The sequence below is a fragment of the Kitasatospora sp. NPDC002522 genome, assembly GCF_053595195.1.
In genome coordinates, this window is record NZ_JBSFXE010000006.1 from 149,307 (window position 1) to 174,119 (window position 24,813).

At 74.4% G+C, this 24,813-nt stretch carries 22 protein-coding genes; 16 read left to right on the forward strand and 6 right to left on the reverse strand.

Annotated features, from left to right (window positions below; all coding sequences use genetic code 11):
* Window positions 1–174: 174 nt before the first annotated feature.
* A complete protein-coding gene (locus ACWD4U_RS07065) occupies window positions 175–1,263 on the forward strand; it encodes a serine hydrolase domain-containing protein (RefSeq protein ID WP_363454572.1) in 1,089 nt (362 codons plus the stop codon).
* A gap of 78 nt (window positions 1,264–1,341) precedes the next feature.
* Here ACWD4U_RS07065 and acs read toward each other — a convergent pair whose 3' ends face one another.
* On the reverse strand, window positions 1,342–3,321 hold the full coding sequence (acs, locus tag ACWD4U_RS07070) for an acetate--CoA ligase (protein ID WP_363454574.1): 1,980 nt from the start codon (window positions 3,319–3,321) through the stop codon (window positions 1,342–1,344).
* A gap of 287 nt (window positions 3,322–3,608) precedes the next feature.
* On the opposite strand from acs, the gene ACWD4U_RS07075 reads away from it, so the two are divergent.
* Window positions 3,609–4,160, forward strand: coding sequence for a C40 family peptidase (locus ACWD4U_RS07075; RefSeq protein ID WP_363454576.1), 552 nt, complete (start codon window positions 3,609–3,611; stop codon window positions 4,158–4,160).
* Window positions 4,161–4,178: 18 nt separating this feature from the next.
* Here ACWD4U_RS07075 and ACWD4U_RS07080 read toward each other — a convergent pair whose 3' ends face one another.
* Together ACWD4U_RS07080 and ACWD4U_RS07085 are read right to left on the reverse strand one after the other, a co-directional pair.
* Window positions 4,179–6,515 carry a SulP family inorganic anion transporter gene (locus ACWD4U_RS07080; RefSeq protein ID WP_363454578.1) on the reverse strand — a complete coding sequence of 779 codons (2,337 nt, stop codon included), beginning with the start codon at window positions 6,513–6,515 and terminating at the stop codon, window positions 4,179–4,181.
* 315 nt (window positions 6,516–6,830) lie between these two features.
* The gene (locus tag ACWD4U_RS07085) at window positions 6,831–7,817 is read right to left on the reverse strand and encodes an ATP-binding protein (RefSeq protein ID WP_363454580.1); all 987 of its coding nucleotides are present in this window, start codon (window positions 7,815–7,817) and stop codon (window positions 6,831–6,833) included.
* A 188-nt stretch (window positions 7,818–8,005) separates the two neighbouring features.
* Between ACWD4U_RS07085 and ACWD4U_RS07090 the strand changes: the two genes are divergently transcribed.
* A complete protein-coding gene (locus ACWD4U_RS07090) occupies window positions 8,006–8,887 on the forward strand; it encodes a Fic family protein (RefSeq protein WP_363454582.1) in 882 nt (293 codons plus the stop codon).
* Window positions 8,888–9,271: 384 nt separating this feature from the next.
* Here ACWD4U_RS07090 and ACWD4U_RS07095 read toward each other — a convergent pair whose 3' ends face one another.
* The gene (locus ACWD4U_RS07095; protein WP_449787131.1) at window positions 9,272–10,111 is read right to left on the reverse strand and encodes an HAD family hydrolase; all 840 of its coding nucleotides are present in this window, start codon (window positions 10,109–10,111) and stop codon (window positions 9,272–9,274) included.
* Window positions 10,112–10,751: 640 nt separating this feature from the next.
* On the opposite strand from ACWD4U_RS07095, the gene ssd reads away from it, so the two are divergent.
* The 7 genes from ssd to ACWD4U_RS07130 all read left to right on the forward strand — a co-directional run bounded on the left by ssd (window position 10,752) and on the right by ACWD4U_RS07130 (window position 16,678).
* Window positions 10,752–11,849, forward strand: coding sequence for a septum site-determining protein Ssd (ssd, locus tag ACWD4U_RS07100; protein WP_363454584.1), 1,098 nt, complete (start codon window positions 10,752–10,754; stop codon window positions 11,847–11,849).
* Window positions 11,850–12,156: 307 nt separating this feature from the next.
* Window positions 12,157–13,491 carry a TadA family conjugal transfer-associated ATPase gene (locus ACWD4U_RS07105; RefSeq protein WP_449787132.1) on the forward strand — a complete coding sequence of 445 codons (1,335 nt, stop codon included), beginning with the start codon at window positions 12,157–12,159 and terminating at the stop codon, window positions 13,489–13,491.
* 94 nt (window positions 13,492–13,585) lie between these two features.
* On the forward strand, window positions 13,586–14,662 hold the full coding sequence (locus ACWD4U_RS07110; protein ID WP_363454586.1) for a type II secretion system F family protein: 1,077 nt from the start codon (window positions 13,586–13,588) through the stop codon (window positions 14,660–14,662).
* 94 nt (window positions 14,663–14,756) lie between these two features.
* The gene (locus tag ACWD4U_RS07115) at window positions 14,757–15,542 is read left to right on the forward strand and encodes a type II secretion system F family protein (protein WP_363454588.1); all 786 of its coding nucleotides are present in this window, start codon (window positions 14,757–14,759) and stop codon (window positions 15,540–15,542) included.
* A gap of 63 nt (window positions 15,543–15,605) precedes the next feature.
* Window positions 15,606–15,854 (forward strand): DUF4244 domain-containing protein, encoded by a 249-nt coding sequence (locus tag ACWD4U_RS07120; RefSeq protein ID WP_363454590.1) that lies wholly within the window; start codon window positions 15,606–15,608, stop codon window positions 15,852–15,854.
* Window positions 15,844–16,257, forward strand: a complete 414-nt coding sequence (locus ACWD4U_RS07125; protein ID WP_363454592.1) for a TadE family type IV pilus minor pilin — start codon at window positions 15,844–15,846, stop codon at window positions 16,255–16,257. The genes ACWD4U_RS07120 and ACWD4U_RS07125 overlap by 11 nt, the downstream gene beginning before the upstream one ends.
* A gap of 1 nt (window position 16,258) precedes the next feature.
* Window positions 16,259–16,678 (forward strand): Rv3654c family TadE-like protein, encoded by a 420-nt coding sequence (locus ACWD4U_RS07130; RefSeq protein WP_363454594.1) that lies wholly within the window; start codon window positions 16,259–16,261, stop codon window positions 16,676–16,678.
* Here the strand turns inward: ACWD4U_RS07130 and ACWD4U_RS07135 are convergent.
* Window positions 16,666–19,062, reverse strand: coding sequence for a DEAD/DEAH box helicase (locus ACWD4U_RS07135; RefSeq protein ID WP_363454596.1), 2,397 nt, complete (start codon window positions 19,060–19,062; stop codon window positions 16,666–16,668). The genes ACWD4U_RS07130 and ACWD4U_RS07135 overlap by 13 nt on opposite strands.
* A gap of 221 nt (window positions 19,063–19,283) precedes the next feature.
* Here ACWD4U_RS07135 and bldG point away from each other — a divergent pair, with 221 nt between their 5' ends.
* The 5 genes from bldG (at window position 19,284) to ACWD4U_RS07160 (ending at window position 23,229) form a co-directional block, all read left to right on the forward strand.
* A complete protein-coding gene (bldG, locus tag ACWD4U_RS07140) occupies window positions 19,284–19,625 on the forward strand; it encodes an anti-sigma factor antagonist BldG (RefSeq protein ID WP_014136695.1) in 342 nt (113 codons plus the stop codon).
* A gap of 186 nt (window positions 19,626–19,811) precedes the next feature.
* Window positions 19,812–20,228 carry an ATP-binding protein gene (locus ACWD4U_RS07145; protein WP_363454599.1) on the forward strand — a complete coding sequence of 139 codons (417 nt, stop codon included), beginning with the start codon at window positions 19,812–19,814 and terminating at the stop codon, window positions 20,226–20,228.
* A gap of 95 nt (window positions 20,229–20,323) precedes the next feature.
* On the forward strand, window positions 20,324–20,716 hold the full coding sequence (locus ACWD4U_RS07150; protein WP_363454601.1) for a cyclophilin-like fold protein: 393 nt from the start codon (window positions 20,324–20,326) through the stop codon (window positions 20,714–20,716).
* 135 nt (window positions 20,717–20,851) lie between these two features.
* Entirely contained in the window at window positions 20,852–21,562 is a 711-nt protein-coding gene (locus ACWD4U_RS07155; protein WP_363454603.1) for a small secreted protein, read from the forward strand.
* A gap of 173 nt (window positions 21,563–21,735) precedes the next feature.
* Window positions 21,736–23,229 (forward strand): DUF7059 domain-containing protein, encoded by a 1,494-nt coding sequence (locus ACWD4U_RS07160; protein ID WP_363454605.1) that lies wholly within the window; start codon window positions 21,736–21,738, stop codon window positions 23,227–23,229.
* 13 nt (window positions 23,230–23,242) lie between these two features.
* On the opposite strand, the gene ACWD4U_RS07165 is transcribed toward ACWD4U_RS07160, so the two are convergent.
* Complete coding sequence (locus ACWD4U_RS07165; RefSeq protein WP_363454607.1) at window positions 23,243–23,854, reverse strand: hypothetical protein; 612 nt, start codon at window positions 23,852–23,854, stop codon at window positions 23,243–23,245.
* A gap of 279 nt (window positions 23,855–24,133) precedes the next feature.
* Between ACWD4U_RS07165 and ACWD4U_RS07170 the strand changes: the two genes are divergently transcribed.
* Complete coding sequence (locus ACWD4U_RS07170) at window positions 24,134–24,637, forward strand: DUF3592 domain-containing protein (protein WP_363454609.1); 504 nt, start codon at window positions 24,134–24,136, stop codon at window positions 24,635–24,637.
* Window positions 24,638–24,813 lie beyond the last annotated feature (176 nt).

The following is a 24,813-nucleotide window of genomic DNA, read 5'->3' on the forward strand; positions in this document are numbered from 1 at the left end:
GAACGCTGACCCGGATGGGTTCGGCCGGATGCGGACGATCCCCGGCATTCCTATCGTCGGGCCCAGAAGCGGGCCGCCTGCCGGGCGGTCCGCCCGCTCTTGGAGGAGCTCATGCCCAGTCAGGAAGCCGAACCCATACCGGTGCAAGCCGTGGGTCCGCAGACGAGAGGAGCCGTGGGCGGCGACATCGCCCAGCCCCCGTTAGCCGAACCCGGGGACCTCGCCCCCGACCTCGACCGGCTGCTGCGCCCGCTGTTCGTCGGTGCCGTCCCCGACGGCGGCGTGGCCGTCGCGGTGATCCGCGGCACCGAGCGCTCGGTGGCCTGCCGCGGCTACGCCGACCGGGCCGGCGACCGTCCGATCCGCGCCGACACCCGCTTCGAACTCGGCTCGGTCACCAAGACCTTCACCGCGCTGCTGCTCGCCGACATGGTCGCCCGCGGCGAGGTCGGCTACGACGACCCGATCGACCGCTACCTGCCCGCCGACACGCTGCCCGGCTACCCCCACGACCGGCCGATCACCCTGCTGCACCTCGCCACCCACACCTCCGGACTGCCCCGCCTCCCGGTCGGCCTCGCCCCCGCCGCGGTGCCCCGCTGGTTCACCAGCCCGTACGCCACCTTCAGCGCCGCCCACCTGCTGCGCGCCCTGCCCCGCACCCCGGTCCGCGGCACCCCCGGCGCGCAGGTCCGGTACTCCAGCCTCGGCGCCGGACTCCTCGGCCTGGTGCTGGAACGGGCCGCCGGACAGCGCTACCACGAGCTGCTGGCGGGCCGGGTGTGCGAGCCGCTCGGCCTGATCGACACCTCGTGCGGCGGCGGGCGCGACCGGTCCACCGGTTACCGGCGCGGCCGCCGGGTGCCGTCGTTCAAGGTCCCGGCGCTGCCCGGCGCCGCCGCGCTGCGTTCCACCGCCGACGACATGCTGCGCTACCTGCAGGCCCACCTGGCGGTCGACGCGGTGCCGATCCCCGCGCGCAGCGGCGCCGCCGCCAGCCTGCGCACCGCGCTCCGCGAGGTCTGCCTGCCCCGGGTCGCCCGGCGCGGCTTCGGCCAGCGGATCTGCCTGACCTGGCAGCAGCGCCGGGCCGACCAGGACGACCTGGTCTTCCACACCGGCTCCACCGGCGGCGGCGCGGCCTTCGTCGGCTTCGACCGGGCCGCGCAGACCGGCTTGGTGGTGCTGGCCAGTGCCCCGGCCGCGGGCCGCCGCCGGTTCGCGGCCACCGCGTACGAGACGCTGCGCGCGCTGGCCGGCTGATCCGCCGGCGGGCGCCGAAACGGGCCGGGCCCGCTCCGCGACGTGCGGAGCGGGCCCGGCCGGTGGTCTGACGGCGGATCAGTCCTCGGAGCCGGCGGCCGGGAGCTGGGCCTGGATCAGGTTCATCACCGAGGAGTCGGCGAGGGTGGTGGTGTCACCGACCTCGCGGCCCTCCGCGATGTCGCGCAGCAGGCGGCGCATGATCTTGCCGGAGCGGGTCTTCGGCAGCTCGGAGACCACCTTGATCTGCTTGGGCTTGGCGATCGGGCCGAGGGTCTTGCCGACGTGGTTGCGCAGGTCTGCGATCAGCTCCGGGCTGTCGGTCGCGGTGCCGCGCAGGATGACGAAGGCGACGATGGCCTGGCCGGTGGTGGCGTCGGTGGCGCCGACGACCGCGGACTCGGCGACCGCCGGGTGGCCGACCAGGGCCGACTCGACCTCGGTGGTGGAGATGTTGTGGCCCGAGACGAGCATGACGTCGTCGACCCGGCCGAGCAGCCAGATGTCGCCGTCCTCGTCCTTCTTCGCACCGTCACCGGCGAAGTAGCGGCCCTCGAATCGCGACCAGTAGGTGTCGATGTAGCGCTGGTCGTCGCCCCAGATGGTGCGGAGCATGGACGGCCACGGCTCGGTCAGCACGAGGTAGCCGCCGGAGCCGTTCGGGACCTCGCGGGCCTCGTCGTCGACGACGGTGGCCGAGATGCCCGGCAGCGCGCGCTGGGCGGAGCCCGGCTTGGTCTCGGTGACGCCCGGCAGCGGGCTGATCATCATGGCGCCGGTCTCGGTCTGCCACCAGGTGTCGACGATCGGGGTCTTGCCCGCGCCGATGTGCTCGCGGTACCAGACCCACGCCTCGGGGTTGATCGGCTCGCCGACCGAGCCGAGGATGCGCAGGCTCGACAGGTCGAACTGCGCGGGGATGTCGTCGCCCCACTTCATGAAGGTGCGGATCGCGGTGGGCGCGGTGTACAGGATGGTGACGCCGTACTTCTGGATGATCTCCCAGAAGCGGCCCTGGTGCGGGGTGTCCGGGGTGCCCTCGTAGATGACCTGGGTGGCGCCGTTGGAGAGCGGGCCGTAGGTGATGTACGAGTGGCCGGTGACCCAGCCGATGTCGGCGGTGCACCAGTAGACGTCGGTCTCCGGCTTCAGGTCGAACACCGCGTGGTGGGTGTAGGAGGCCTGGGTGAGGTAGCCGCCGGAGGTGTGCAGGATGCCCTTGGGCTTCCCGGTGGTGCCGGAGGTGTAGAGGATGAACAGCGGCTGCTCGGCGTCGTGGGCCTCGGGGGTGTGCTCGACCGACTGGGCGTCGACGATGTCGTGCCACCACACGTCGCGGCCCTCGGTCCACTCGACGTCCTCGCCGGTGCGGCGCACGACGAGGACCTTCTCGACGCCGTCGACCTTGGTGAGCGCCTCGTCGATGGCGGGCTTGAGCGCGGAGGGCTTGCCGCGGCGGTAGCCGCCGTCGGCGGTGATGACCAGCTTGGCGTCGGCGTCCTCGATGCGGGAGGCCACCGCGTCGGCGGAGAAGCCGCCGAAGACCACGGAGTGGGCGGCGCCGATGCGGGCGCAGGCCAGCATCGAGATGACCGCTTCGGGGATCATCGGCAGGTAGACGGCGACCCGGTCGCCCTTGGCCACGCCGAGCTCGGTCAGGGCGTTGGCGGCCTTGGAGACCTCGTCCTTGAGCTGCGCGTACGTGATGGCGCGGCTGTCGCCGGGCTCGCCCTCGAAGTGGATGGCGACGCGGTCGCCGTTGCCGGCCTCGACGTGCCGGTCGACGCAGTTGTACGCCACGTTGAGCTTGCCGTCGGCGAACCACTTCGCGAACGGCGGGTTCGACCAGTCCAGGGTCTCGGTCGGCTCGACCGCCCAGGTCAGCCGGCGGGCCTGCTCGGCCCAGAAGGCCAGCCGGTCCTCGGAGGCCTGGTCATAGGCGGCGGCGGTGACGTTGGCGGAGGCGGCGAGCTCCGCGGGCGGGGCGAAACGCCGCTCCTCCTTGAGCAGATTGGCCAGGCTCTCGTTGCTCAACGCGCGCTCCTCATCGAGTCTCATGTGCCGGGGAACCCCGTGCGGAGGGATTGTCCCGTGTGTCCCAGCGAACACCTCACCAGGCCAGAGGTCCGGTTGACAAGAGGCACCCCGAAATTGGTGTAGACCTTTGACCGACGCGGGACGACGTCCCAGGTAGACGCCTCCGGCGCCCGCGCGGACGCGCGCCGGAGCATCCGGCCTCCCCCGCTCCGGTCAATCAGGCACGGTGGCTTGACGGCCCCTCGCCCGGGTACTCCACTGACAGTGCACGCGCCCTCACCGAACGCGACAGTGACGGGGGTACCGCCATGACCGCCTCCCCTCCCTCCCCGCCCGGACCCGGTGACTTCGCCGTGGTCCGGATGGCCGGCCGCACCGGCCGCCTGATTCGGATCGCCCAGTGGCTCAACGGCGACGGCTTCGCCGACTACGAACACGCCTTCGTCCACGTCGGCGACGGACAGCTCGTCGAGGCCCAGCCCGGCGGCGCCGAACTGCGCCCGCTCAGCGTCTACGACGGCTACCCGACGCTCTGGTCCACCGGACGGATCGCGCTCACCGACGAGCAGCGCACCGCGATCGTCGCCGCCGCCCGCCACTACATCGGCACCCCCTACAGCGCCGCCGACTACTTCGCCCTCGCCGCCGCCCGCCTCGGCCGACCGATAGCCCCCCTGCTGCGCCGCTACGTCGCCGACAGCCGCCACATGATCTGCTCCCAACTCGTCGACCAGTGCTACCAGGACGCCGGCGTCCACCTCTTCACCGACCACCGCTGGCCGGGCTACGTCACCCCGGCCGACCTGGCGAACCTGCTCAAGGGCCAGGGCGCCGGACCACGGCCCGACGCCCCGTTCTGATGCGGTGCGGTTGCGGGCCTAGGCGGCCAGCTCCTGCTCCGGGCCGTGCTCCAGGTCCACGCCCACCGGCGCGAAGCGCCCGGTGTCGCGGTCCAGTACGTACGCCTGGGCCGTCGCGAAGTCGAAGTACATGCCGACCAGGCGCAGCGAGCCCTCGGCGACCCGGCGCTCCACCGCCGGGTTGGCGAGCAGCTGGTCCAACTGCTGCACCACGTTGGTGATGCACAGCTGCTCCACCTCGTCGACGGCCGCCCGGCCGGCGAACTCGGCCGGCGCGCGCCGCAGCCGGGCCAGCGAGCCGCGGCCGTTGCGCAGCCAGCGGGCCAGCGCGGTGGGCGGCCCGGGCTGGTCGGTGACGCCGTCCAGCAGGGCCTTCATCGCGCCGCAGCCGGAGTGCCCGCAGATCGTGATCGACGCGACCTCCAGCACCTCCACCGCGTACTGCACCGCGGCGGCCACCGAGTCGTCGGCGGCGCCGGGCTCGTACGGCGCGGGCACCAGGTTGCCGACGTTGCGGACGGTGAACAGATCGCCCGGGCCGGAGCTGGTGATCATGCTGGTGACCATCCGGGAGTCCGCGCAGGTGAGGAAGAGCTGCGAGGGCGTCTGGCCGTCCCGGGCGAGGCGGGCGAGTTCGTGGCGCACCAGCGGGGCGGTGTGCTGCTGGAAGCCGCGGACGCCGTCCAGCAGGCGCAGGTGCGGATCGTCCTCGGACTGCTCGATGCAGTGGTGGCCGACCCAGGGCGTCCAGGCGCGGCAGCGGTGCGGGCCGGGGGAGCTGCCCGCGCGGACGGTGCCGTCCGGGTCCAGCACCTCCTGGGACCGGCGGTCCGTCAGCATCGCGACCTGCGCGCCGGTGGCCTGCTGGCCGGAGCGCCAGGCGTGCAGCGCCTCGAAGGCCGCGTGGTCCAGGAACGAGCCGTCGTGACGGACCGTCACCCGCGCCCCGCCGGGGATCCGGGCCAGCGCCCGGGTCAGCTTGGGCACCGCGGCGAAGGTCAGCGGCCCGTGGGTGCGGACGGTGAACGAGCCGTCGGCCTCGCCCAGCACGTCGACGTGGGCCCGGGTCAGCCGGTACAGCGCCAGCAGGACGGCGACCGAGCCGCCCAGCAGCACCCCGAGCGGGACGCCCAGCAGCACCACGCCGAGCACCGTCGCCAGGTAGACCGGGAACTCGCGGTGCCGGTGCACCCGCCGGATGTGCGCGAAGCTCACCATCTGCACGCCGACCACCAGCACCAGCGCGGCCAGCGCGGCCAGCGGGATCCGGCGCAGCCCGGCGGTCAGCGCGAGCGCCGCGACCAGTACCCAGCAGCCGTGCAGCACCGCCGACATCCGGGTGGCCGCACCGGCCTGCACGTTGGCGGTGCTGCGGACCGCGCCGCCGGCCACCGGCAGCCCGCCGAGCAGGCCGGAGAGCAGGTTGGAGGCGCCCTGGGCGCGCAGCTCGCGGTCCAGGTCGCCGCTCCGGCGGGTCATCCGGTCGACCGCGACCGAGGAGAGCAGCGACTCCACCCCGGCGACCGCGGTGACCGTGAGCACCAGGCCGAGCAGCACCGCCCAGTGGCCGGAGAGCACCCCGGTGGAGGGCATCGAGAAGAACTGGTGCTGCTCCCAGACCGGGAGCTCGACCCGGGCCAGCCGCAGCTCGCCGAGGAGCGACAGCGTGGTGGCGGCGGCCACCGCGACCAGCGCGGCGGGCAGCCGGGCAAGCCGGGCGCCGACCCGGCCCGCCGTGCCGGGCAGCCGGCCGAGCCGGGGCCAGCCGTAGAGCACCGCGAGGGCGAGCAGGCCGACCGCCAGGGCGGGCGGGTGCGGCCCGGCCAGCTCGCCGGGCAGCGAGCGCAGGTCGGCCAGCGCCGAACTGTGCGGCGTGCCGCCGAGGATGACGTGCAGTTGGGCGATGGCGATGGTCAGGCCGACGCCGGCCAGCATGCCGTGCACCACCGCCGGTGAGACGGCGAGCGCGGAGCGGGCCACCCGCAGCGAGCCGAGCAGCAGCTGGAGCAGGCCGGCGGCGACCGTCACCAGGCAGGCGACCTGCCAGCCGTACTGGGCGATCACCCCGGCGGTGACCACGGTCAGCGCCGCGGACGGCCCGCTGACCTGCAGCGGCGTGCCGCCGAGGAGGCCGGCCACCAGGCCGCCGACGGCCGCGGCGACCAGCCCGGCGGTCAGCGGGGCGCCGGTGGCCAGCGCGATGCCCAGCGAGAACGGCACCGCGATCAGGAAGACCGCGAGCGAGGCGGGCAGGTCGTGCGCCAGTACGGTGCGGGCCCGGCCCTGCGGGGCGGGCGGCGGAGCGTGGTCGGTGGTGTCCGAGGCGATGGGGGCGCTGGAGATGTCGAGGGTCATGGTCTTCCCGTCTCTTCCGGGGGAGCGAACGCAGTCAGGTCCGGCGGTGTGACGCGGGGTCGGATCGGCTGTCGTGGGTCTCAGCGGGTGTGGCGGGATGGTGGTGGCACGCGGCGGCGATGGCCTGCGGCGGCCCTTGACCATCAAGAGTTGGTAAACCGAGAGTAATGAAACCTTTGCACGGCGTGCATCTTCACGGGAAGCGCAAAAGGGACGGTTCACCACATCGGGTGGCACTCGAACCGTCGGGGAATTCCTGCCCGGACGGCGAAGGGCCGGCCCGCCCCGAGGGATGGACCGGCCCCTGACGCCCGCTCAGACCGCGGCGGCCTCCGCGACCTCGCCGCCCAGCACGTAGTCCGCGTCCACCTGGGTGGCCAGGTCGATGCCGACCTTGGCGTTGCCCCAGCTCTCCGCGTTGCGCAAGTGGAAGCGGACCGCCTGTCGGCTGTACCGGCGCGGGTCGCGCAGCTCGTGGGAGGCGTCGGCGGCGGCCTTCAGCTGGGCCAGCACGTCCCGGTTCGCGGGCTCCAGCGCGCGCAGCGGCGGCTCGTCCCCGCGCTCCAGCCGGCGCACCCAGTCCGAGTGCCCGAAGGCGGTGAACAGGTCCTCGCCGACCTCGCGGCGCAGGAAGTCCAGGTCGTCCTGGGTCTGCACCTTGTTGCCGATCACCCGCAGGTGGACGTCGAAGTCCTGCGCGTACTCCTTGTACTGGCGGTACACCGAGACGCCCTTGCGGGTCGGTTCGGCGACCAGGAAGGTCAGGTCGAAGCGGGTGAACAGGCCGGAGGCGAACGAGTCGGAGCCGGCCGTCATGTCGGTCACCAGGTACTCGTCGCGGCCGTCCAGCAGGTGGTTGAGCAGCAGCTCCACCGCGCCGACCTTGGAGTGGTAGCAGGCCACCCCGAGGTCCTCCTCGGTGAACGCGCCGGTCGCCAGCAGCCGGACCGAGCCCTCGTCCAGCGCCACCGGCCGGGCGCAGGCCGCGTACACCGGGTTCTCCTCGACGATCCGCAGCAGGCGGGAGCCGGGGCCGGGCGGGGTGGTCTTGATCATCTCCTCGCCGGAGCGGATCAGCGGGTTGCCGCCGCGCAGGTACTCCTTGATCTCCGGCAGGTGCGCGCCGAGCGAGGGGAGCGCGGCGGCCTGGTCGTCCGTCAGTCCGAGTGCCGGGCCCAGGTGTTGGTTGATGTCGGCGTCGACGGCGACCACCGGGCATCCGGCGGCGGCCAGATGGCGGATGAACAGTGCGGACAGGGTGGTCTTGCCGCTGCCGCCCTTGCCGACGAAGGCGATCTTCATCTCTGAGTCTCCGGCTCTGTGGCTCTGTCGCTGCGGTGGACGCTTGTTGGAAACCGTTATCGTCACCGATTAGTGCACATGCTAGCGGCGGTTTGGGGTGCCGCACATGGGGGACTGGCGGATTGCCACGAAAGGGTGACCCGTGGGTTGCCTCCCAGCCGCCCCGGGGATTCATTACTCTCGGGTAGGTGACCACAGGAACTGATCCGCTCGCCCCGCTCGCCCAGCTCGCCGGGGTCCCCGAAGCCGTCGCCGAGGTGCGCAAGGCCGTGGACCGCCTCTACGGGCACCGGGTGATGCGCCGCCGGGCCGGCGAGGTGACCTCGGAGTCCGCGCTGCGCGGCGCCCGGGCCTCCGCCGCCCTGGAGGGCGCCGACTGGCCGCTCGAAGAGGTCCGCCGCCGCACCGACTTCGGCGCCGACCCCGAGGCCCGCGCCGTCGGCGCCGCCCTGCGGATCTCCGCCGAGGCCGGCCAGCTGCTCAACGTCTGGCGCACCTCCCCGCTCCAGGTGCTGGCCCGCCTCCACCTGCTCGCGGTCGGCGACGCCGACCCCTCGGCCGGCCGCCCCCGCCGCGACGGCGAGGCCGCCGCGCCGCTGTTCCCCGTCGAGATCGCCGCCACCGAGGGCAAGGCGCCCGACGGACCGGTCGGCGAACTGCCCCCGCCGCCCCCGGCCGACGAGGCCGCCGCCCGACTCGACCAACTGGCCGCACTGCTGGCCGGCCGCACCGAGAACGCCACCGGCGGCGCGCCCGCCCTGGTGGTCGCCGCCGTGGTGCACGGCGAACTGCTCGCGCTGCGCCCGTTCGGCGCCCACAACGGCCTGGTCGCCCGGGCCGCCCAGCGGATCGTGCTGATCGCCGAGGGCCTCGACCCGAAGGCGATCTGCCCCGCCGAGGTCGGATTCGCCGAACTCGGCACCGCCGCCTACCGCGAGGCCCTGCTCGGCTACCTGAGCGGCACCCCCGAGGGCATGGCCCGCTGGATCGTCCACTGCGGCGCCGCACTCGGCCTCGGCGTCCGGGAGAGCACCGCGGTGTGCGAGGCGATGCAGCGCGGCATGGTCTGATCTCCGCCCCGCGCGGCGCGGTCCGAACCCGCCTGCCCCGGAACGCAGTTGCGGCGACGCCTGATCCTGCCGGGCGTCGCCGCTGGTACGGATACCTGGTTACCAAAGCATGCACCGTTAGTGCCCATCAGGCGGGGTCCTGTGCCCGTTCGCCTGGTGCGGCGGCCCGACAGCGGGTCGGCTGCATGTGGGTGCCCGATTGTCCGTACTTCGGTCCGTGGGCCTGAACTGCGTTATCGGAGCGACCCCGTAGGGTCCTGACCGGGTCTCGCGGGCCGTAACCCATTTCTACCGCAGATCGGGGCAAAGAGGAACCCGAAAGGGGTGACTTTCGGGTTCTCTGCTGCGGTTTGTCCGATTTGGCGAACCGTCCGGCGCCCCTGCCTATGCCACCGGGCGCCGACGGCGCGCGCTGTACCAGAGCACCCCGGCGGTCAGCACCGCCGCGCCGACCGCCACCGCCAGCAGCGCCGAGCGGCTCGGCGCGTGGAACTCCGGGAGCCGGCGCTGGAGTTCGACCGGGCGGCTGAACACCAGCACCGGCCAGTCGCGCGCCGTCGCCTCCTTGCGCAGCGCCCGGTCCGGGTTCACCGCGGCCGGGTGGCCGACCGCCTCCAGCATCGGCAGGTCGGTCGAGGAGTCGCTGTACGCATAGCAGTTGGCGAGGTCGTAGCCCTCGCGCCCGGCCAACTCCCGGATCGCCGCCGCCTTGTTCTCGGCGTAGGCGTAGTACTCGATCTCGCCGGTGTAGCGGCCGTCCTCGACGTGCAGCCGGGTGGCGATCACGTGGTCCGCGCCGAGCAGCTGGCCGATCGGCTCGACCACCTCGGAGCCCGAGCTGCTGACGATCACCACGTCCCGCCCGGCCGCGTGGTGCTGCTCGATCAGCGAGGCGGCCTCGTCGTAGATGATCGGGTCGATCATGCCGTGCAGGGTCTCCGCGACGATCTCCCGCACCTGCTGGACGTTCCAGCCGCGGGTGAGGGCCGAGAGGTAGGCCCGCATCTTCTCCATCTGGTCGTGGTCGGCCCCGCCCACCAGGAAGACGAACTGGGCGTAGGCGCTCTTCAGCACCGCACGACGGTTGATCAGGCCGCCCTGGTAGAACGGCCGGCTGAAGGCCAGTGCGCTCGACTTGGCGATGATGGTCTTGTCGAGGTCGAAGAAGGCGGCGGTCCGGGGCACCCCGAACCCGGGGTGCGGGGCCTCGGCGGGGTCCGTCACGGGCCCGGAGGAGTTCGCCCCGGCGGCGTTCGCACCGTGGTCGGCGGTGTCGGCGTTCTCGGTGGTGTCCACGGGAACCGAGGATAGAGGGCCGGGCAAAACAGGCCGCCATTCGGCGTACTCGCGGGCGTGCGGGTTTGTGTTTCTGGCCGGTCGGGTACACCATGGAAGTCACGGATCGTTCGCGCGACCGTGCTAACCCGGTCCGGCTCCTCCCCCCCGAGTCGGGCCGTGGATAGACGACCCCCGCTCTCCCCCCCGGCGGGGGTCGTCGCATGTCCGGGGCCGTTTTCTAAGGCACTTGGGGTGCTCCGAGGGCGTTCCGCGGGGGCTTGACGGGGGTGTTCGGACGGTGTCCCGGCGATGTTCGCCGGGCTTTTGCGCGCCCTGGTTCGGTAACGCTGGGTAGTTGTCCGAGTGTCATATCGGCATACCCCTCGCGTCAATTCAGAAGCGCTTTGCCCCCCGTCCGAGTGATCACGGTTATCCACAAGGCCGGGTTATCCACAGCCATTGCGAACTCGGCAGACGCATTCCGCGCCGTCCCGCACCGTGGTGTCCGCGCCGCCGAACCGGCTCCTTCCGGACCGGTCCGGACCGACGCGTCGTCAACACCCGTCCGCACCACGGGGAGGCCGCCATGTCCGCGCCCGTCACCGATCCGCACGCCGCCCAGCCGCAGCCCGCAGGGCCGCTCGTGCTCACCGCCGACCCGCAGCTCGCCGAGCAGCTCAGCCGGCTGTGCGCCGCCGCCGGAGCCGAACCGCGGCTGCTCGGCGGCGCGCCGCCGCCCGCCCGGCTGTGGGAGGACGCCACGCTGGTGCTGGTCGGCGACGACCTCGCCGAGCAGTGCGCCGGACTGGCCCGCCGACCCGGCGTGCTGCTGCTCGGCCTCGACCTCGACGACGGGGAGATCTGGGTCCGCGCCGTCCAACTCGGCGCGGAGCACGTGCTCTTCCTGCCGGACGCGCAGTCCTGGCTGCTCGACCGGATCGCCGACGCCACCGAAGGGGTCGGCCCGCCCGCGCTCACCGTCGCCGTGCTCGGCGGCCGCGGCGGGGCCGGCGCCTCCACCCTCGCCTGCGCCCTCGCGGTCTGCGCCGCGCGGGCCGGACACCAGACCATGCTGATCGACGGCGACCCGCTCGGCGGCGGACTCGACGTGCTGCTCGGCGCCGAACAGGCCGCCGGCCTGCGCTGGCCCGACCTGGCCGCCTCGCGCGGCCGGATCAGCGGCACCGAGCTGGCCAAGGCGCTGCCCGATCCGCACCGGCTCAGCGCGCTCTCCTGGGACCGCTCCGACACCCTGGCGATCCCCGCCGAGGCCATGCGCAGCGTGCTGGCGGCCGCCCGCAGACGCGGCGGGCTGGTCGTCCTCGACCTGCCCAGACAGCTCGACCCGGCCGCCGCACAGGCCCTCGAACAGGCCGACACCGGACTGCTCGTGGTGCCCGCCGAACTGCGCGCGATGGCCGCCGCCGACCGGGTCGCCGCGGCGGTCCGGATGCGGCTGACCGACCTGAGAGCCGTGGTCCGGGTGCCCGGACCCTCCGGACTCACCGCCGCCGACGTCGCCCGCGGCCTGGAGCTGCGGCTGGCCGGCGAGCTGACCCCCGAACCCGGCCTCGCCCTCGACGCCGAACGCGGCAGCCCGCCCGGGCTGCGCGAGCGCGGCCCGCTGGCCCGCTTCTGCGGCCGATTCCTGACCGAAGCCATGCCGCCCGTCGTGGCGGCCTGAGAGGAGCCTCCCGATGACCGACCGTCTGCGCTCCACCGATCCCCGTGCGGTCCACCCGCGCACCGCCGATCCCCGGGCCGCTGATCTGCGCGCCACCGAGGTGCGGCCCGCCGAGACGCGACCTGCTGGGCGGGCTGCTGGGCGGGCTGCCGTGGGGCCGCACCGTCGGCTGCCCGTCCCGCGGGCCCGGGCGCTGCTCGGGGCTCCGCCCGACCTGCCGGAGGCCTCCGCGGCCGGGGAAGGGGTGACCGAACCGTTCGCGGCGCCGGCGACCGTCCCGCTGGTCCGCCGCTCGGCGGCCCGCCAACTGGCCGACGCGCCGATCGCGGACGGGACGGCCGACCTGGTCGACGCCGTCCGGATCCGGCTCGCCGAGGCCGGTGCCCAGCCCACCGCAGGGTCGGTCGCCGCCGCGCTGCGCGCCGCCCGGCCACCGCTCGGCGGGGACGACGTACTGGACGCCGTCCGCAGCCTGCGCGCCGAGATCGTCGGCGCCGGACCGCTCGACCCGCTGCTCGCCGAGCCGGGCGTCACCGACGTCCTGGTCAACGGTCCGGGCGAGGTCTGGGTGGACCGCGGGAACGGCCTGGAGCGTGCCCCGCAGGTGCGCTTCCCGACCGCCGACGCCGTCCGTCGGCTCGCCCACCGGCTGGCCACCGCCGCCGGGCGGCGGTTGGACGACGCCCGCCCCTGGGTGGACGCCCGCCTCCCCGACGGCACCCGGCTGCACGCCGTCCTCCCGCCGATCGCCGCCGACTGCACCCACATCTCGCTGCGCACCAGCCGCAGCCGACCGTTCACCCTGGCCGAACTCGTCGCCGCCGAGGCCCTGCCCTGGGCGGGGGCCGAACTGCTGGCAGCGGTGCTGCGGGCCAGGCTGTCGCTGCTGGTCTCCGGCGGCACCGGCACCGGCAAGACCACCCTGCTGGCCGCGCTGCTCGGACTCGTCCCGCCGAGCGAGCGCATCGTGCTCGCCGAGGACTCCGCCGAACTGCGCCCGGACCACCCGCACGTGGTCCGCCTGCAGTCCCGCCCGCCCAACCAGGAGTCGCTGGGCGAGCTGACGCTCCGGGACCTGGTCCGCCAGGCCCTGCGAATGCGGCCCGACCGCCTGGTGGTCGGCGAAGTCCGCGGCCCCGAGGTGGTCGACCTGCTGGCGGCCCTCAACACCGGCCACGAGGGCGGCTGCGGCACGGTGCACGCCAACACCGCCGCCGACGTCCCCGCGCGCCTGGAGGCCCTCGGCTCGCTCGCCGGGCTCGACCGCCACTCCCTGCACAGCCAGCTGCGGGCCGGGCTGGACGCGGTCGTCCACCTCACCCGCGACTCCACCGACGGCCGCCGCCGGGTCGCCGCCCTGCACCTGCTGGTCGGCGCGCGCGACGGACTGACCGCCACCCTCGCCGCCGTCACCTTCGACCGGGCCGGCCGCTGCCGACCCGGACCTGGCTGGGCCCGACTGCGCGAACTATGCGCAGAGCGGGGCGTGGTGCTCCCCGCGGACCCGGAGTCGCTCGACCCCCGGGTGGAGGCCCTCGGCGAGGGGTCGGTCGAGGCCGTCGGCGAGGGGTTCGTGGAGGCGTCCGGGGAGGCGGACGTCGGGGCGGGTTCTGGTGACGAGGCGAGCGGAGGTCCGACATGAGCCTGCGTCAGATCGAAGCGGTGTGGGTGTTCGGGCTGTGCGTGATCGGACTGCTGGCGTGGCGGTTGCTGCGGTCCGGGGCCAGGAGGATGTGATGACCGAGGTGTGGGGGCGGCCGTATGCGGTCGCCTGCGCGGTGACGCTGCTCGGCGTCGCCACCGGGCTGGGTGCGGGCCTGTTCGGCACGGCCTGGCTGGCCGTGGTGCGGCGTCGGGCACGTGGGAGCAGACGGCTGCGCCGGGTCCTGGACGGCACGGGCGGCCGCGGCACCGGCGGGATGCTGGCCCGGGTCCGGAGGCGCTGGCAGCGGCGCCGACCGAGCTGGCTGGTGCCCGAACTCCTGCTGCTCCCAGCCGGCTTCGCGGCCGGGCGGTGGACCGGGTCGGCGGTCCCGGTGCTGGGCGCCGCCTGCGCGGTGGTGCCGCTGCGCCGCTGGCGGCTGCGCCGGAGTGGTGCGCGGGACGCGAGACGGCGGGCCGCGGCGGTGATCGACCTCTGCGCCGGTCTGGCCGCAGAACTGCGCAGTGGCGCGACCCCCGAACAGGCCCTGCACGCCGTCCTGTCACGCGGCGCGCCGGACTGGCACCGGCGCCTGGGCGCGGAGCCCGCCGCCAGGCTGGCCGCCGGCCGCTACGGAGCGGACATCCCGGGAGCCTTCCGGCTGGTCGCCGAACTGCCGGGCGGGGGCGGGGCGGCAGCGATGGCGGCCTGCTGGCAGGTCAGTACGGAGAGCGGGACGGGCCTGGCCCTCGGGCTGGAACAGGTCGCCGACGCGCTTCGGGCCGAGCGGGCCCTCGGCGAGGAGATCGCCGGCGAGCTCGCCGGTCCGCGCACCACGGTGGTGGTGCTGGCCGCGCTGCCCGCCGTGGGTATGGCCCTCGGCTCGGCCCTCGGCGCCCACCCGCTCCACGTCCTCCTGCACACCCCTGCCGGCCTGCTCAGCCTGCTCGCCGGCGCCCTGCTGGAGGCCGCCGGTATCGCCTGGACGGCCAGGATCGTCCGCGGGGCGGAGGACGCGCCGACGCGACCGTCCGCCACCGGTCGAGGGGTCGGCGGCTGCGGGGTGTCCCGGGTGCGCGGTGACCCGTGGCTGGCGGCCGTGCCGGCGCTGACGCCGCAGCAGGCGGCGGTGCGGGCGGCGGCCGGGAGCCGGGTGGATTGGTGGCGATGAGCGTTCGGGCGACGGTTCGGCGGTGCCGCACGAGTCGCTGGACGCCGCGCAGGTAATCGACATTGACGATCCGTCAGATCTGGAAGGAGGCGAGATGCGAGTGATGGCGGTGGTGGTCCCGGTGGCCGCGGTCGGGCTGGTCGGCGAGGTGGTGGCTGCCGCGCGGTGGCGGGCGGTGCGGCGCAGGACCGGGCGGTGCGTGCCGGGTGTGCGACGGGTGCGCCGGAAGGGCGCGGTCGAGGCGGTGATGCGGCGCTCGCTGGGGCGGGTGACGGGCGATCGGCCGATCGCGGTGCTGCTCGGGCTCGGTGCGGGAGCGCTGGTCGGCGGCTCGGCGGGCGTGGCGGCGGGGGTGCTCGTCGGGTGGGTGGCCTGGCGGGTGCTGCCGAGGGTGCGCTCGCCGACGGAGCGGCGGCAGGCGGAGGAACGGGACTGGCTGGTCCGCCAGTTGCCGCTGACGGCGGACCTGCTGGCGGCCTGCCTCGGGTCGAGCGGTTCACCGGCCCGGGCGGCCCTGGCCGTCGCGGACAGCGTGCCGGCGCCGATGCGGGACCGGCTGTCAGGCGTGGCCGCCCGGCTCGCCCTCGGCGCGCCACCCGAGCACTGCTGGGAGCAACTGGCCGTCGAATGCCCGCCGATGGCGCCGCTCGCCCGCTGCCTGGTGCGCACCACCCTCAGCGGCGCCCCACCGGCCACTGCGCTGGCCGGCCTCGCCCACTCCCAGCGGGCGGCGGCCGCCCGGGCCGCCCACGCCAGGGTGCGCCGGGCCGGAGTCCTGGCCACCGCGCCGCTCGGACTCTGCTTCCTGCCCGCGTTCGTGCTGATCGGAGTCGTCCCGGTGGTGATGGGGCTGACCTCCACGTTCTCCCAACGCCTGTGACCAGCCCGCGCGTTGGAACCGACCCAGTTGTCCGAACCGCTTTCGAGAAAGGGATTTCCGACCATGACGATCTCCGTGCTGACCCGCCCGTTCCACCCCGCGCTCGCCGTCCGACGCCTGGGTAGCCGGTTGCGCCGCAGGTACCGGGAGGTGACGGCCGGTCAGCGGGATGCCGGGATGAGCACCGCCGAGTACGCGATCGGCACCGTGGCGGCCTGCGCCTTCGCGGCGGTGCTCTACAAGGTGGTGACCAGCGGGACGGTCTCCGGTGCGCTGTCCGAACTGCTCGATCGGGCGCTGCATGTGGTGTGACCGGTGGATCCGCCGTCGTCCGGTGGCCCGGGCCGGGCGGGTGGACGGCGGGATGGTGACGGCCGAGACGGCGGTCGGACTCCCCGCGCTGGTGCTGCTCGCGGCGATGCTGGTGTGGGGCGTGGTGGCGGCCGGTGCGCAGATCCGCTGCGTGGACGCGGCCCGGGTGGGCGCCCGGGCCGCTGCCAGGGGTGACGCCGGTGCGGCGGCGCTGGCAGCAGCCGCGGCGCCGCGCGGGGCCACCGTCTCGGTCTCGCTGGAGGCCGAGGTGGCCCGGGTGACGGTGCAGGCACCGTGCCCCGGCCCCGGGCGTCTCGGCGCCCTGCTGTCGGTGCGGCTCTCCGCGACGGCGGTGGGTGCCCGGGAGGACGTGCTCAGCGCGACCGGGGGAGTGGAGGTGTGAGGTGCGCGGACCGGTCGGGGCCCGGCGGCGCGGACCGGACGGTGGCTCGGCGACGGTCTGGCTGGTGGCGCTGATGATGTTGGGTGTCGCGGTCTTCACCGCCTGTCTGCTGCTCGGCTCGGTGGTCGCGGCCCGGCACCGGGCGGAGTCGGCGGCGGACCTCGCCGCCCTCGCTGCGGCCGACCGGCTGCTGCTGGACGCCGACGGCGGCTGCGGACGTGCGGCACGGCTGACGCAGGCTCAGGGCTCCGCCACGCTGGTGTCCTGCACGGTGTTGCCCGGTCAGGACGCCGTCGAGGTGGTCGTCCAGGTCCCGGTCCACGGCCTGCCCGTCCCCGTCGGCCCGGCCCGGGCACGCGCCCGGGCGGGTCCGATCTGGGCTTGGGGTGAAGGCGAGGTGACGGATGGTCAATTCGCCTGAGGTGATGCGCCGTCGGGTGTCTCGCCTTCGACGGTCGGCTCGCCGTCTGCGTCCGCGTTCCCGGCTGCGGTCGGCGCGGCGGCGAGCAGCACCGTCAGGAGGCGGATGGCGGCGGCCTTGTCGAGGGGGTCGTTGCCGTTGCCGCACTTCGGGGACTGGACGCAGGACGGGCAGCCGCGGTCGCACTCGCAGGCGGCGATCGCGTCGCGGGTGGCGGTCAGCCATTCGGCGGCTCGGCGGAAGCCGCGCTCGGCGAAGCCGGCGCCGCCGGAGTGGCCGTCGTAGACGAAGACGGTGGGCAGGCCGGTGTCGGGATGGAGCGGGACGGAGACACCGCCGATGTCCCAGCGGTCACAGGTGGCGAAGAGTGGGAGGAGTCCGATGGAGGCGTGCTCGGCGGCGTGGGCCGCGCCGGGGAGCTGGTCGAACGGGATGTCGGCGTCGAGGAGTTGGTCCTCGGTGACGGACCACCAGACGGCCCGGGTGCGCAGCGTGCGGGGCGGCAGGTCGAGCTTGCTCTCGCCGAGGATCTCGCCGGTGGCGATCCGCTTGCGCAGGTACCCGACGACCTGGTTGACCACCTCCACCGAACCGAAGCTGAGCCGGGCCTCGCCCCACTCCTCGGTGGTGTCGGTGGCGAGGATCGAGATGGAGGTGACGTCCCGGGCGGAGGTGGTGTACGGCGGGTTGGCGGCGGAGACCAGGGCGACCGAGGAGTCCAGGTCGAAGTCGCGGACCAGGTAGGTGCGGCCCTGGTGGAGGTGGACCGCGCCGGTGTGCACGGTGGTGTGGGCGGCCTCGGCGTCCACGGTGCCGAGCAGTCGCCCGGTGTCCGCCTCGACGATCTGCACGGGGCTGCCGCCGCTGCCGCGCAGGTCGACGCCGTCCACGGCGCGTTCCCGGCGGGTCCAGTACCAGGAGCCGTCCGGTCGGCGGCGCAGCAGTCCGCGCCGCTCCAGCACCGGGAGCAGCGGCGCGGCGGACGGGCCGAACAGCTCCAGGTCGGAGTCGGTGAGCGGGAGTTCGGCCGCGGCGGCGCACAGGTGCGGGGCGAGCACGTGCGGGTTGTCGGGGTCCAGGACGGTGGCCTCGACCGGGGTGGCGAACAGCGCGTCGGGATGGTGGACGAGGTACGTGTCCAGCGGGTCGTCGCGGGCGATCAGGACGGCGAGCGCGCCCTGGCCCTCGCGTCCGGCGCGTCCGGCCTGCTGCCAGAGCGAGGCCCGGGTGCCGGGGTAGCCGGCCAGCAGGACGGCGTCCAGGCCGGAGACGTCGACGCCGAGTTCCAGGGCGGAGGTGGAGGCGACACCGAGCAGCCGGCCGGTCTGCAGGTCGCGTTCGAGGGCGCGGCGCTCCTCGGCCAGGTAGCCGCCGCGGTAGGCGGCGACCCGGGCGGCCAGCGGCTGGCCGAGTTGCTCCTGGGCCTGCAGGGCGACCAGTTCGGCGGCCCGCCGCGAGCGGACGAAGACCACGGTGCGGGTGCCGCCGTGCACCAGGTCGGTGAGCAGGTAGCCGGCCTCGGCGGTGGCGGTGCGGCGGACCGGCGCGCCGTGTTCGCCGACGTTCTCGGTCAACGGTGGCTCCCACAGCGCGAAGACCAGCGGGCCGCGCGGCGAGGAGTCCTCGGTGACCGCGTCCGCGGGCAGGCCGGTGAGCCGGTGCGCGGTGACGGCCGGTTCCGCGGTGGTGGCCGAGGCCAGCACGAAGGTCGGCGACGCGCCGTAGCGGGCGCACAGCCGCCGCAGCCGGCGCAGCACCTGGGCGACGTGCGAGCCGAACACCCCGCGGTAGGTGTGGCACTCGTCGATCACCACGTACGTCAGCGCCTTGAGGAAGGAGGCCCAGCGCGGATGGGCGGGGAGTATGCCGCGGTGCAGCATGTCCGGGTTGGTCAGCACGTACGAGGCGTACTGGCGGACCCACTCGCGTTCCTCGGGCGGGGTGTCGCCGTCGTAGAGCGCCACCCGGACCCGGTCGGGGACGAGTTCGGCGGCGCGCCGGCGCTGGTCGGCGGCGAGCGCCTTGGTCGGGGCGAGGTACAGCGCGGTCGCGCCACGCCCGTTGCGGGCCTCGGTTCCGGTCAGGAGTTCGCTCAGCACCGGGGCCAGATAGCCGAGCGACTTGCCCGAGGCGGTGCCGGTGGCGATCACCGTGGTCCGCCCCGCGGCGGCCAGGTCCATCGCCTCGGCCTGGTGCGCCCAGGGCAGCACCACGCCGAGCTTGGACGCCGCCGCCACCACCTCCTGGCGGATTCCTTCAGGCCAGGGGGCATAGCGGGCCTCACGCGCGGGCAAGTGCTCCGTATGGGTGAGGCGGTCCAACCGGCCGCGCTCGGTGGAAAGGGTCGCGAGCAGGGCCTCGGGCTGGTGTTGACGGGGCGGCATGAAGACCCAGTGTGTCACCGGCGTGACGGAGAATCGCTGTTAACCATCGTGCGGCCATGGTCGCAGGTGGTTGAATGAGCGCGTGACGGCCGCACGGCCGAGGGCCCCGACGCTGAGGCTCCGACCTGCCGGTTTGCCGCGCCCTGGCCCTGCGACCATGCGGTGGCAGCCGCCGGGCTGATGATCGCAATGACGTAGCAAGGCAAGGTGCTGGAGGTTCCGTGGACCTGTCCCTGTCGACCCGTACTGTCGGCGATCGCACGGTCGTCGAGGTTGGCGGCGAGATCGATGTGTACACCGCCCCCAAGCTGCGCGAGCAGCTGGTCGAGCTCGTCAACGACGGCAACTACCACCTGGTCGTTGACATGGAGGGCGTCGACTTCCTCGACTCCACCGGGCTGGGCGTGCTGGTCGGCGGCTTGAAGCGGGTGCGTGCCCACGAGGGTTCGCTGCGCCTGGTCTGCAACCAGGAGCGCATCCTCAAGATCTTCCGCATCACCGGCCTCACCAAGGTGTTCCCGATCCACAACTCGGTGGACGAGGCCGTCGCGGCGACCGACTGACGTCGTCCGATCCGACGTCGGTCCGACCGGTTCGGCCGGACTGACGTCGTCGTACCGAACCGCCTTTCTCGATCGACCGGCTGCCGGTCGGCTCGGCCCCGTGCCCGCCGTCCGGTGGATCGGTGTTCCCGCCTCCGCCGTCCGGAGCGTGTCTCCGGTGGTGGGGAGCAACCCCGGAGGGGAGACATGGCAACCGTCGAACTTCGATTCAGCGCGCTTCCCGAGCACGTGCGCACCGCCCGGCTGGTGGCCGCCGCGGTGGCCAGAAGGGCCGGGGTGGACGAGTCGGTGCTCGACGAGGTCCGGCTCGCGGTGGGCGAGGCGTGCTCCCGCGCGGTGGCGCTGCACCAGCGCAACGCCGTGGACGGAGCGGTCCGGGTCGCGCTGATCGAGCAGGAGAAGCGTTTTCTCATCGAGGTCGAGGACGAGGCCGGCCCGGCGCACCCCGGCGGAGCGGCCGCGGGCGGCGACCCGGAGGACGAGGACGCGCTCGGCCTGGCGGTGATCACCGGCCTGGTGGAGGACGTCGAGGTGGGCAACGGCAACGAGGGTGGCGTGATCCGCATGAGCTGGCCCGTCACTCCCGCCTCGGTCGCGGTCTGACACCACCGTCCGTCGCCCATTGACAGATTGTTGAAGTTCCGGGTTCCCTGCTCTCCGGCGCGACCGGTTGGAATCGAGTAGGGACGGAACTTCCCATGCGGATACGCATCCTGTGGCCCGCCGGCCAGGCCACCGCCGAACTGCGCGCGACCCCGACCGCCGAGGCGCTCTGGGCCGCGCTGCCGATCTCCTCGCAGGCCAGTACCTGGGGCGAGGAGGTGTACTTCGGCACGCCGGTGAGCGTGCCGCGCGAGGCCGACGCCCGGCAGGTGGTGGAGCCCGGGACGGTCGCCTTCTGGACCGACGGGGACAGCCTGGCGCTGCCGTACGGCGAGACGCCGATCTCCCGGGCCGGGGAGTGCCGGCTGGCGAGCCCGTGCAACCTGCTGGGCCGCCTCGACCAGGACCCGCAGGTGCTGCGGACGGTGCGTCCGGGCGACGCGATCCGGGTCGAGCGGGTGGTCGAGCGGGCCGTCGACCGGGTCTGAGGGAGCCCGCGCCGAGTCGTTGCTGAGCTGCGCGGATGGTGCCGGGTCCGGGCTTCGGGTTCGGCGCGTCCGGGCGGGCGTGTAGGTTCGCTGGTCGGCGCCCGGTACCGGGTGTCAGCGACCGAAAGGGCCCCGATGAAGAAGCGACTCGTGACCGTCTCCGCGCTCGGCGCGCTGCTCGCGCTCGCCGCAGTCGGCTGCTCCGCCGACGACTCGGCGAAGCTCGACGGCTGGGCGAAGAACGTCTGCGACGCCGTCCGGGACCCGATCGCGCAGTCCCGGGCGGCGCTCGCGGACACCGGCAACGTCAAGGACGGCGAGGCCCCGGCGGAGCTGCAGAAGCGGCTGTCGGCGGACCTCGCCGCGCTCGCCACCACCAACCAGCAGCTGGCCGACGCGGTGCAGAAGGCCGGCGCGCCGAAGATCGACAACGGTCCGAAGGTCTCCCAGGACGCCGTCAACGAGCTGAAGCAGGTGGCCAAGGGCTACCAGGACGCGCAGAAGAAGCTGGACGGGCTGTCCAGCGCGGACCAGGCCAAGTTCGCGGACGGGCTGCGCAGCGTCGGCGACCAGGTGCAGCAGCTCGCCCAGGTGTCGACGGGCGCGATGGCGATCCTGCAGAGCGGCGACCTCGGCGATGCGATCAAGAAGCAGCCCGGCTGCAAGGCGTCCGGCCCCGCCGCGGCGCCCTCGGCCGGTGCCTCCGCCGGCGCCTCCGCGGGGGGTGACGCGGCCCCGTCGGCCCCCGCGTCCGGCGCGCCGTCGGCTCCCGCGTCCGGTGCTCCGGCATCCACGCCCGCCGCCGGTTCGCCCGCCGCCGGTTCGCCCTCGCCCAAGAAGAGCTGACGCGAGAACGGACGCGAGAGCCGACGTCAGGGCGCTTGCGCGGGCCTGGGGAGCGTCGGACCGGGCCCTGACGGCCCGTCGGCTCGCCGGGTGGCGGCGCTGCGTCGAGGCGGGCCCGCCGGGCGGGGGAGAATGGCGGGGTGACGAGTAGCCCCGTTCTTGATTCTGGCCGGATGGTGGAGCTGCGGGAGGCGCTGCTCAAGGCGTCCTTCACCGCGGACGGCTGCCTGGACCTGCTCGGGCCGACGGCGTACGCCGCCCTGGCGCGCAGCGAGGCGGTCCCGGCGCTGCGGGCGACCCGTGGCGGGTCGCCGTTGGAGACGCTGGTGCGGCTGTTCCTGCTGCAGCAGCCGGTGCCGCGAGCGGCCGCCGCGGCGGCGCTGCCGATCGAGGGGCTGCTGGCGGACGGCTGGCTGCAGCCGGACGGCGAGCAGGTGCGCGCCACCGTGGACGTGCGGCCGTACGCCGACGAGGTGGCGGGCCAGCCCAGCGCGGACGCCTGGGTGGTGTCGGACCTGGGCTGCGCGGTCGGCGGGGCCGGCGGGATCGGCTCCGGGCAGACCGCGGCCGGGGTCGCCCGGCGCGACCTGGTGCTCGGGGTGGGCGGCGCGTCCACCACGCTCGCCAACCTGACGGTGCGTCGGCCGGTGCGCGAGGTGCTGGACCTGGGCTCCGGTTCCGGGGTGCAGTCGCTGCACGCGGCCCGGCACGCCCAGCGGGTGACCGCCACCGACCTCAACCCGCGCGCCCTGCACTTCACCCGGCTGACCGCGGCGCTCTCCGGCTTCGACAACGTGGCCACCGCCGAGGGCAGCCTGTACGAGCCGATCGGCGACCGCCGGTTCGACCTGATCGTCTCCAACCCGCCGTTCGTGATCTCCCCGGCGGGCCGGTTCACCTACCGGGACGGCGGGATGGCCGGGGACGAGCTGTGCCGCAGCGTGGTCCGCGGCGCCGCCGCGCACCTGGAACCCGGCGGCTACTGCCAGCTGCTGGCGAACTGGCAGCACGTCAAGGGCGAGGACTGGCACGAGCGGCTGACCGGCTGGGTGGCCGGCACCGGGCTGGACGCCTGGGTGGTGCAGCGCGAGGTGCAGGACGTCGCGCAGTACGCCGAGCTGTGGCTGCGGGACGGCGGCGACCACCTGGGCGAGGACTACCTGGCCCGGTACGAGCAGTGGCTGGACGGCTTCGAGGAGGCCGGGGTGGAGGGCATCGGCTTCGGCTGGATCACCCTGCGGGCGTCCGGCGCGACCGACCCCGTGGTGCGGATCGAGGACTGGCCGCACCCCGTGGAGCAGCCGCTCGGCCCGCACATCGACGAGTGGTTCGCCCGGCAGGACTTCCTGCGCAGCCGGGACGACGCGGACCTGCTGGCCGCCCGCTTCCTGCTCGCCGACGAGGTGGTCCAGGAGCAGGTCGGCGAGCCCGGCTCGGAGGACCCGGAACACGTGATCCTCCGTCACAACCGGGGCATGCGACGGGCCACCAAGGTGGACACCGTCGGCGCGGGCTTCGTCGGCGTCTGCGACGGCACCCTCGCGGCGGGCGAGATCGTCGACGCGATCGCCCAACTGCTCGGTGAGGACCGGGTGGCGCTGCGCGACCGGGTTCCGGAGTCGCTGCGGCTGCTCACCGAGCAGGGCTTCATCGAGCCGGTGCGCTGAACGCACCGACAGGTCACGGGTGGTAGAGCTCGGTGATCGCGGTGATCTTGCCGGAGGCGTCGGTGGTGATGTCGTACATCCCGCCGAAGCAGGAGTACGGCGCGGCGGGCTCGTGGTGCGCCGCGCAGTCGTTGACGTGCTGGACCAGCGCGGCGACGGAGACCGGGCCGGTGCCCACCGCCCCCGAGACGGTGACCAGTTGGGCGGTCGCACCGGAGGCGAACGAGTAGCTGGAAGCGGCGCCGGTCGCCTGGTAGTAGCCGTCGTTGTCGATGTCCGGGCCGCAGATGAACGTGGTCGCGGTGGCGGTCAGCTTGTCGGCCGTTCCGGCGGTGACGTTGATCACGCGGTGACCGGGCCGCTGGGCCGCGGTGGTGCAGTTCGCCGGCGCGGCACCGGTGTGGCTCGCGGAGGGCTTCGCAGCGGACGGCTTGGCGCTGGTGCTCGCGGTCGGCTTGACGGACGCGGTGGGGGCGGTCGAGGGGGTGGCGCCCGCGGTGGCACTCGCGGTGGCCGAGGCGGTGGCGCCCGGCGCGGCGGGGGCGTCGGAGGGGTCGCAGGCGGTCAGCGTGGCGACGGCGGCGGTCAGCAGGGCGGCGGTGCCGAGCAGGCGACGGGTGTTCATGGCGGTTACCTCTCGTGGGGGCGGTGCCGGTGGTGTCCTTCGGTGGTGGACACGTGCGCACCCCGCCCCGCGGTTTGGTCGGTTTCCCGGCTGTGACGCGGGTTGCCGGACCGTGACGCTCGCGCCCGGACGGTGACATGCCGTCAGGACCCGTCCCCGTCGCGTTCACTGCGAGGTCGCCGTCGGGTCGCCCCCCGTATGCCGGAAGTCCACCGCGGGTTGTCCACCGGATGCCAGGCTGGTCGTCCACAGGCTGTGGACAGCGCGGGGGAGGGCCGGGTGGAGACGCCGACGACGCTGGTGGGCGGGGCGGTCCTGACGATCTTCGGGAGCGCACTGCTGCTGTGGTGCGCCGTGGAACTGCGACTTCGCCACCGGCTGCGTAGGCACGGGGTGGCCGCCACCGCACAGGTGGTGGCCGACCGGGAGCCCGCGGAGGCCCTCGACGGCAGCCCGCTGCTCTCCTACCTGACCGACCCGCACTCCGCCGACCCGCCCGGCGGCCGGCTCGCCGCGGTGCACGAGCTGCGCCCCGCCGGCGCGTTCGCCGAGGACGGCCGGCTGGTGCTGGCCCGCCCGCGCGGACACACCCCGTTGCGCCGTCCGCCGCGGCTGGTGCCGGGCGCCGCCGTCCAGGTCGCCTACGACCCGCGGCGCCCGGACCGGGTGGTGCTGGCCGCCCACCAGGACCTGTCGACCCTGCCCGCCGACCTGTTCTGGGCGGTGCTCGGCAGCTCGGCGCTGGCCGGCGGGCTGACCCTGTTCGCCGTCGCGTTCCGCTGACGAAACGACCCCGCCGCGCTGCTCCGGCCTTCTCCGCACGTGCCGACCCGGCCTGCCCGGGGTCCGGTTCCGGCCGTCCCCCACACCCGCCGCACCGCCCGCCGCCCTGGCCCGCTTGCCGGGGAAAGACATGCCCGAACGCGTCTCATCGGGTTACCGTTCGAGTGGCGTCGGTC

Bases quoted from the DNA above. Each gene is read 5' to 3' on its own strand.
- ACWD4U_RS07145 (WP_363454599.1), top strand. From the start codon at position 19,812: ATGGCAACCGTCGAACTTCGATTCAGCGCGCTTCCCGAGCACGTGCGC.
- ACWD4U_RS07125 (WP_363454592.1), top strand. From the start codon at position 15,844: ATGTGGTGTGACCGGTGGATCCGCCGTCGTCCGGTGGCCCGGGCCGGG.
- ssd (WP_363454584.1), top strand. From the start codon at position 10,752: ATGTCCGCGCCCGTCACCGATCCGCACGCCGCCCAGCCGCAGCCCGCA.
- ACWD4U_RS07085 (WP_363454580.1), bottom strand. From the start codon at position 7,817: ATGAAGATCGCCTTCGTCGGCAAGGGCGGCAGCGGCAAGACCACCCTG.
- ACWD4U_RS07110 (WP_363454586.1), top strand. From the start codon at position 13,586: ATGACCGAGGTGTGGGGGCGGCCGTATGCGGTCGCCTGCGCGGTGACG.
- ACWD4U_RS07080 (WP_363454578.1), bottom strand. From the start codon at position 6,515: ATGACCCTCGACATCTCCAGCGCCCCCATCGCCTCGGACACCACCGAC.
- ACWD4U_RS07135 (WP_363454596.1), bottom strand. From the start codon at position 19,062: ATGCCGCCCCGTCAACACCAGCCCGAGGCCCTGCTCGCGACCCTTTCC.
- ACWD4U_RS07075 (WP_363454576.1), top strand. From the start codon at position 3,609: ATGACCGCCTCCCCTCCCTCCCCGCCCGGACCCGGTGACTTCGCCGTG.
- ACWD4U_RS07165 (WP_363454607.1), bottom strand. From the start codon at position 23,854: ATGAACACCCGTCGCCTGCTCGGCACCGCCGCCCTGCTGACCGCCGCC.
- ACWD4U_RS07155 (WP_363454603.1), top strand. From the start codon at position 20,852: ATGAAGAAGCGACTCGTGACCGTCTCCGCGCTCGGCGCGCTGCTCGCG.
- ACWD4U_RS07120 (WP_363454590.1), top strand. From the start codon at position 15,606: ATGACGATCTCCGTGCTGACCCGCCCGTTCCACCCCGCGCTCGCCGTC.
- ACWD4U_RS07115 (WP_363454588.1), top strand. From the start codon at position 14,757: ATGCGAGTGATGGCGGTGGTGGTCCCGGTGGCCGCGGTCGGGCTGGTC.
- acs (WP_363454574.1), bottom strand. From the start codon at position 3,321: ATGAGACTCGATGAGGAGCGCGCGTTGAGCAACGAGAGCCTGGCCAAT.
- ACWD4U_RS07150 (WP_363454601.1), top strand. From the start codon at position 20,324: ATGCGGATACGCATCCTGTGGCCCGCCGGCCAGGCCACCGCCGAACTG.
- ACWD4U_RS07160 (WP_363454605.1), top strand. From the start codon at position 21,736: ATGGTGGAGCTGCGGGAGGCGCTGCTCAAGGCGTCCTTCACCGCGGAC.